Annotated in this window: 5 protein-coding genes; 2 read left to right on the top strand and 3 right to left on the bottom strand. The window is 60.1% G+C overall.

Going from position 1 to position 4,549, the window contains the following annotated elements; genetic code table 11:
• Positions 1-282: 282 nt before the first annotated feature.
• Both ABIZ35_RS00645 and ABIZ35_RS00640 read left to right on the top strand, forming a co-directional pair.
• Positions 283-753: a hypothetical protein gene (locus ABIZ35_RS00645; protein WP_348217942.1), complete on the top strand. Its 471-nt coding sequence runs from the start codon at positions 283-285 to the stop codon at positions 751-753.
• 45 nt (positions 754-798) lie between these two features.
• Positions 799-2,079 (top strand): hypothetical protein, encoded by a 1,281-nt coding sequence (locus ABIZ35_RS00640; RefSeq protein WP_348217941.1) that lies wholly within the window; start codon positions 799-801, stop codon positions 2,077-2,079.
• Positions 2,080-2,365: 286 nt separating this feature from the next.
• Here the strand turns inward: ABIZ35_RS00640 and ABIZ35_RS00635 are convergent, their stop codons facing one another.
• The 3 genes from ABIZ35_RS00635 to ABIZ35_RS00625 form a co-directional block, all read right to left on the bottom strand.
• Positions 2,366-3,040, bottom strand: coding sequence for a YceI family protein (locus tag ABIZ35_RS00635; protein ID WP_348217940.1), 675 nt, complete (start codon positions 3,038-3,040; stop codon positions 2,366-2,368).
• Between the two features lie 70 nt (positions 3,041-3,110).
• Entirely contained in the window at positions 3,111-3,737 is a 627-nt protein-coding gene (wrbA, locus tag ABIZ35_RS00630; protein WP_348217939.1) for an NAD(P)H:quinone oxidoreductase, read from the bottom strand.
• Positions 3,738-3,835: 98 nt separating this feature from the next.
• Positions 3,836-4,282 carry a MarR family winged helix-turn-helix transcriptional regulator gene (locus ABIZ35_RS00625; RefSeq protein WP_348217938.1) on the bottom strand — a complete coding sequence of 149 codons (447 nt, stop codon included), beginning with the start codon at positions 4,280-4,282 and terminating at the stop codon, positions 3,836-3,838.
• Positions 4,283-4,549 lie beyond the last annotated feature (267 nt).

Here is a 4,549-nt window from a genome sequence, read left to right as displayed (position 1 = left end):
TTACTAAACAGTGGGCCGCAGCTGTCTGAACGACAAGAACGGCCCAAATCGCCTCAAAGATCGCAGCTGGCTTGAGAAAGGGCACTTTCCGGCACCACTTCTAGGCGCGAATTCATTCGCCGGCTATCTGGCTGGCTTTTTGACTTTCTTTTCCTACCCCCCTTGTTTTATAACCAAGCGTTCGCGGGTAGATACGCGAATAGGAGCTTCGCTCTGATTTCGAATACGCAATCACAATGTTGGTTTCGCGCTGGGGCGCGGAAAATATAAGGGGGCAGGCAAATGGCGACAGAAGCAAACCAGGCCGCAGTCGATCTGGGCGCGGCGGTGGAGCAGGCGAAAACGAAGGTCAAGAGCAAGGCGAAAGAGATCGTCGAGCAGAGCCAGACCACGGCGACCAGCCTGGCCGACAGCGCGCGCGGGACGGTGAAGTCCACGCTCTCGGGCCAGAAGGACAATGTCGCCGATCATCTGCTGGCGACCGCTCAGGCGATCCAATCGGCCGGCGACCAACTCAAGGATCATGGCACGCCATTCGTGAGCGCGTACGCCGACAAGGCCGCCGCGTCGATCACGGATTTCTCGGGCGCTTTGAAAGAGAAGCAAGTCGAGCAGATCGTCGCGGACACCGAAGCCTTCGCGCGTCGCAGTCCCGCGCTTTATCTGGGCGCTGCCGTCGTGGCAGGCCTCGTGGCCGCCCGGTTCCTCAAGAGTTCGGGCGCACCTCAGTCAAGCGCGAGCGCCGGTCGTTAAGTTTAATTAGGAGCGGCGAGAGCCGTCATTCAGGAGGAGAGACAGATGAGCAAACGTAATGAGCCGGGCTGGCATGAGCCGGTCCAGGATGTCGCTGGAGACGAGTGGGAAGAAGAATTGAACGCCCTGCATGAAACAGTCGTTCGGGTGGTTGACGGGACGGAGACGCCGATCAGCGCCCATATCCATCCCATTGCCGACGGACGCGAGGGGATGCCGCTGAACGCCGACGACGAGGTTCGCTCAAACACGCTGAACCAGCCGTCCGACGACAGCAAGCCTGCCGCCGATCAGAGCGAGCCGCCCGCGATCATGCGCGTCTTCAGCAAGGGTGCGGAGTTCGTGAAGGACAACGCCGCCGCCAGCGCAGCCACAGCGGCGGCAGCCGGCATCGGCTGGCTGATCTGGAACTCCCGCAACACCCCTGGCCCCGCTCCCGCTCTGGACGGCGTCGGCCAGTCCATCAAAGATGCGGCGGGCGATGCTGCCGATCAGGCCAAATCCGCCGGCTCCAGTCTTGTAGACAAGGTCAAGGACGCCGGTGGTTCCGTTGTGGACAAAGTCAAGGACGCGGGTGGCAGCGCCGTGGATAAGGTCAAAGACGTGAGCGGTCACGCCGTAGACAGTGTTAAGGAAGCCGGCGGCCATGCTGTGGAAAGTGCGAAATCGATGACGACGGGTGTTTTAGAGAATGTGAAGTCGGCGGGAAGCAGCGCGGCCCAGAGCGCCTCGACGGCAGTTTCCGGCGCGGCGCAAAAAGTGACCTCGACCGGCAAGGAACAGGCAAAGCGGGTCGGAACGGCCGCTCTCGGCGTCGCCAAGAGCAATCCCATCGAGCTGGCGCTGACGATTCTCAGCGCCGCATGGTTAATCCGCAGCTCTCGCCCCGAGGCGTCCGTGGACAGCGAGCCTGGCAAGCTGGGACAGCTGACCGATCAGGCGAAGGCCGGCGGCGGCGAGACCTGGAAGGTGATCGAAGGCATGGTTCAAAAGAACCCGCTCGTCGCCGGCGCGATTGCGCTGACGATTGGCGCGATCGTTGGGCTTCTCATCCCGGAGTCAAACGTGGAAAACCGCGTGATGGGGCCGAAGCATGATGAGCTGAGGGACAAGGCGATGGGCGCCGCGCAGGAGTTTACCGAGGATCTGGCGGGTAAAGTCAAGGCCGTTGCGACCGAAGCCGTGAATACGGTGAAGGAAGAAGCCAAGAACCAGGGCCTAGTCCCCGGCGGCGACGCTGGCGAGCAGCCAGCCCCGGCGCCCGACGCCGGTTCGATCCCAACGGATAACCCCGCGGCCGATGAGTCGCCCGCGAACGCGATCTAGACATTTAGGCGAATTACAAATAAAAACAGCCTGCGTGGAGTGATCCATGCAGGCTGTTTTTGCGTTATCTGATTGCGATTAAAGATCCGCAGATGGAGCTCATGCCAGTTTAGGAACCGCGGGTATAAAACCCACGTCTGGGAGCGAAACGCTAACCGTCCGTGCCGGACGGACATGATGAAAAACCAAGGACAGCAGCTAATTTTGTCCGTCCGGCACGGACGGTTAGCGGCTCCTGCCGCTCCCAGGCGTGGGTTTCATACCCGCGAACTGCATCCTCTTTTCGTTATTTCGTCGGAACGCCTTCGACGCTGATCGCTACATCCACATCGTCGCCGATGGCCAGTATTCCGGTGGAGAACTTGTCGGCGGCGCCGACGCCGTAATCGAGGCGGCTCAGGTGGATGTTCGTCAGAATGCCGAAGCGGACGCCGCCAAACGGATCGTGGATCGGGCCGGAGACGGTGAATGGGAGCGCGATCGGTTTGGTGACGCCATGGATGGTCAGGTTGCCGTAAGCGACGTAGTCACGCTTCTTCTTCTCGATCTTCGTGCTCTGGAACGTGATCGTCGGATACTTCGCAACGTCGAAATAAGTGGCGCTGCGCAGGTCGTCATCTCGCATCTTGACATTGGTGTCGATGCTTGTCGATTGGATCGTGAACTGCACGGACGATTTGTCCAGATGATCCGGATCCGCCACGATCGTCCCGGCGATATCATCGAAGCGGCCGCGCACCAGGCTGATGCCCATATGCTTGATCGCGAAGGTGACGTTCGTGTGTGCGGGGTCCACGGACCATGAACCGGCGATTGGCGCCGACGTACCGATGATCGCCGGATCGACCGGCGGGGGCGCCTGTGCGCCCGTGAGCGTCGCGGCGTTGATCAGCAGTCCGACGCCCAGCGCTGTGAATGCGGCCGTCGTGGCCAACTTGATTTGTATTTTATTCGTCTTCATAATTGTGTGTCTCCTAAAGCTCTGAACTCCCCTTCTCCCAGAATTGGGAGAAGGGGCCGGGGGATGAGGGCTACGCCGTCTGTGTCTCGTTCGCGGCCTTCAGCGCCTTGGCGACCTGCGCGGTGCGCTTGCCCTGGTGGCGGGCGACGGCGAGGTCCAGTTCGGTCGGTGGGGCTGCGTTCTGGCCCGAGACGGACGATGCGCCGTAGGGCGTGCCGGCGGCGAACATGGCGGGGTCACTGTAGCCGAGCGGGACGATGATCAGGCCTAGATGCGCGAGCGGCGGGTAGAGCGATAGGATCGTTGTCTCGTTGCCGCCGTGCGTGGTGGACGTGGTGGCGAAGACGCCGCCGGCCTTACCAACCAGCTTACCCTGGAACCAGAGGCCGCCGAGGGCGTCGATATACGCCTTGATCTCAGAAGTCGGGCTGCCGAAACGGGTGGGGGTGCCGAAGATGATCGCATCCGCATGCTCGGCGTCGGAGGGCGTCGGCGCCTCGTACAGCGAGTTCTGGCGATCGGCGCTCTCCGCCCATCCGGGGACGCTTTCAATGATCTCACGGCTGACGACTTCGCGGGCGCGGCGCAGGATCACTTCCGCGCCTTCGCTGCGGGCGCCTTCCGCGATGGCTTCGGCGATCTTCTCGGTGGTCCCGGTGCGGGAATAAAAGGCGATCAGGACTTTGACTTGGCTCATTTTCGTAACCTTTCGACGTCTCTAGCAGTCGGACTTTGTGTTAATGTCGGTTCATTTGTCGTTCGTTAAGCGAACATTAAGCGATATCGTACTGAAAACTACGATTCCTGCTTCCCCAACTTACGGCATAGACGGCCGAGCTCCCGCTGCTCGTCCTCCGTCAGCGCCTGCATGATATTTCGGACTTCGGCGGCGTGTCCAGGGAAGATCTCGTGGATCAGCGCCTCGCCCTGTTCGGTCAAATAGATCGTTACATGGCGGCGGTCTTCGGAGCTGCGCTCGCGGCGCACCAGATGACGCTTTTCCAGGTTGTCGATCACCATGGTGATGTTGCCGCTGGTCTTCAGGATCTTTTCGCCGATGGCGCGCTGGCACAGCGGTCCTTTGAAGTAAATAACCTCCAGCACTCCAAACTGACTCTCCGTCAGCCCAGCGTTCAAAATACCCGGACGCAGTCTGCTCGAAACCGATTCCTCGGCGCGCGCCAGCTTCACCAAAGTTCCCAGGGCCAATCGTACGCATTCCGTCGGTGTAAACTTGCTCATGTTATTGCTCGAGCCTCAATCGCTTAATATTAAGCGATATAAGATTGTAGCATTTGATTTTGGGGATGTCAAGGGGCGTGGGAAGTTTTTTGTGGGGGCTGGCCCTATTCCCCCATCTCGGATAGCCGGCGACTGAAGTCGCGCCTAGAAGCGGTGCCGAAAAGTCTTCGATATCTTTGGGGATTTGACAAGGATAAATTTTGTCCTTGTCGAATCTCTTCTTATGATTGGCAAGCGTTCCTCCCAGCCGGCATTATTCGATGTTGG

The organism is Capsulimonas sp. (genome assembly GCF_039929585.1).
Classification (GTDB): Bacteria; Armatimonadota; Armatimonadia; order Armatimonadales; family Capsulimonadaceae; genus Capsulimonas.
The sequence above is the reverse complement of the archived record's forward strand: the minus strand, read 5'-3'. Positions and strand labels throughout refer to the sequence as shown.

Coding starts and splice junctions, on each gene's coding strand:
- ABIZ35_RS00645 (WP_348217942.1), top strand. CDS start 283: ATGGCGACAGAAGCAAACCAGGCCGCAGTCGATCTGGGCGCGGCGGTG.
- ABIZ35_RS00640 (WP_348217941.1), top strand. CDS start 799: ATGAGCAAACGTAATGAGCCGGGCTGGCATGAGCCGGTCCAGGATGTC.
- ABIZ35_RS00635 (WP_348217940.1), bottom strand. CDS start 3,040: ATGAAGACGAATAAAATACAAATCAAGTTGGCCACGACGGCCGCATTC.
- wrbA (WP_348217939.1), bottom strand. CDS start 3,737: ATGAGCCAAGTCAAAGTCCTGATCGCCTTTTATTCCCGCACCGGGACC.
- ABIZ35_RS00625 (WP_348217938.1), bottom strand. CDS start 4,282: ATGAGCAAGTTTACACCGACGGAATGCGTACGATTGGCCCTGGGAACT.